The organism is Streptomyces sp. NPDC057486, from assembly GCF_042802415.1.
GTDB lineage: Bacteria > Actinomycetota > Actinomycetes > Streptomycetales > Streptomycetaceae > Streptomyces > Streptomyces yanii.
Genome location: NZ_JBHVEE010000323.1, coordinates 1 through 1,570 on the forward strand (window position 1 = coordinate 1; position 1,570 = coordinate 1,570).

2 protein-coding genes are annotated in these 1,570 nt (G+C 70.6%); one reads left to right on the forward strand and one right to left on the reverse strand.

What is annotated here, in order from left to right:
* Window positions 1–86 precede the first annotated feature (86 nt).
* On the reverse strand, window positions 87–839 hold the full coding sequence (locus tag ACFU6I_RS48655; protein ID WP_384134762.1) for an MBL fold metallo-hydrolase: 753 nt from the start codon (window positions 837–839) through the stop codon (window positions 87–89).
* A 196-nt stretch (window positions 840–1,035) separates the two neighbouring features.
* Between ACFU6I_RS48655 and ACFU6I_RS48660 the strand changes: the two genes are divergently transcribed.
* Window positions 1,036–1,515: a type II toxin-antitoxin system PemK/MazF family toxin gene (locus ACFU6I_RS48660; protein WP_384381030.1), complete on the forward strand. Its 480-nt coding sequence runs from the start codon at window positions 1,036–1,038 to the stop codon at window positions 1,513–1,515.
* Window positions 1,516–1,570 lie beyond the last annotated feature (55 nt).

Genomic DNA, 1,570 nt, shown 5'->3' on the forward strand with positions numbered 1-1,570 from the left:
GAGCCCCCACCTTCCGCCCGGGGAAGGTGGGGGCTCCGTCGTGCGTGCCGGGCGTCGCGGGGCAGGCGGGACTTCCGACACACGCCCTAGATCTCGTAGACCGCGCCCGGAACTGCCAGCTCCGCCGGTCCGCGGTAGATCGTGCGGGCGTCGGCCAGGTTCCGGTCCGCGTCCGTCCACGGCGGGATGTGGGTGAGGACGAGCCGTCCCACCTTCGCGCGTGCGGCGATCTCGCCTGCTTCGCGGCCGTTGAGGTGGAGGTCCGGAATGTCTTCCTTGCCGTAGACGAACGATGCTTCACAGAGGAACAGGTCGGCGCCCTCCGCAAGTTCGTCCAGCGCCTCGCAGGCACCGGTGTCGCCGGAGTACACGAGGGTGCGGCCGCCGTGCTCGATGCGGATACCGAAGGCGTCGACGGGGTGGCAGACCTTCTCCGTGCGGACCGAGAAGGGGCCGATGTCGAACGAGCCGGGCTTCAGCGTGTGGAAGTCGAAGACCTCGCTCATGGACCGGTCGGACGGGGTGTCGGCGTGGGCGGTGGTCAGTCGCTGTTCGGTGCCGTCGGGGCCGTAGACCGGGATGGACGCGGGGCGTCCGCCGTCGTGCCGGTAGTAGCGGACGACGAAGTACGCGCACATGTCGATGCAGTGATCGGCATGGAGATGGCTGAGGAAGATGGCGTCGAGGTCGTAGAGACCGACGTGGCGCTGCAGCTCACCGAGGGCGCCGTTGCCCATGTCGAGGAGCAGCCTGAAGCCGTCGGCCTCTACGAGGTAGCTCGAACATGCCGAACCCGTGGACGGGAACGAGCCGGAGCAGCCGACGACGGTGAGCTTCATGGAGCGTGAACCTCCGAGACGTGGGAGCGGGGAGGGTTCGTGCGATTTGTTGAGCGTAAGGCGCGAAACACCTGGTCGCTCCTCCGAGGCCTGCCGTTGTGGGCGAACTCACCTGCTCTGTCACCGGTTCGATGGAAGCGGGTGCGGAGGGCGGGTGCGGAGAGCGGGCCGGCGGGGACGCCGGTACCGTCGGGGCATGGACATGTCCTGGTGGCCGGCTCTGGCCGTGGTCGTACTGCTCGCTCTCATTGCCGCGATCGCCGACGGGCGGGGGAGGCTCGGGCGGGGGCGTCAGCGCCCCGGTGGGCGTTCTGCGCGGCAGACGCGTCCGCCGGGCAGGCGGGAAGGTCCGCGGGGGCAGCCGGAGCGGGCGCCGCGGCCGGGTGAGATCTGGTGGGCTGAGGTTCCGTACGAGGACGGGCCCGGCGCGAAGGACCGGCCCTGTCTGGTGCTGTCGGTGCGGGGCGGTGCGGCGCTCGTCGCGAAGATCACCAGCAAGCATCACGAGGAGCGGCCCGGGGTGATCGCGCTGCCGCCGGGTTCGGTGGGGGATGCGCAGGGGCGGGCGAGTTTCCTGGAGACGGACGAGCTGCGGGATGTGGCGGTGCGGGGGTTCCGGCGTCGGGTGGGGACGGTGGACCCGGCGGTGTGGGAGCGGGTGCGCGGGATCGGGTGACGGTAGGAAAAAGTCCTCGGCCGCCGGACCGGCTGGAATTCCAGCGGGTCCGGCG

What these genes read in the sequence shown, in the direction of transcription:
- ACFU6I_RS48655 (WP_384134762.1), bottom strand. Translation starts at nt 839, where the DNA reads ATGAAGCTCACCGTCGTCGGCTGCTCCGGCTCGTTCCCGTCCACGGGT.
- ACFU6I_RS48660 (WP_384381030.1), top strand. Translation starts at nt 1,036, where the DNA reads ATGGACATGTCCTGGTGGCCGGCTCTGGCCGTGGTCGTACTGCTCGCT.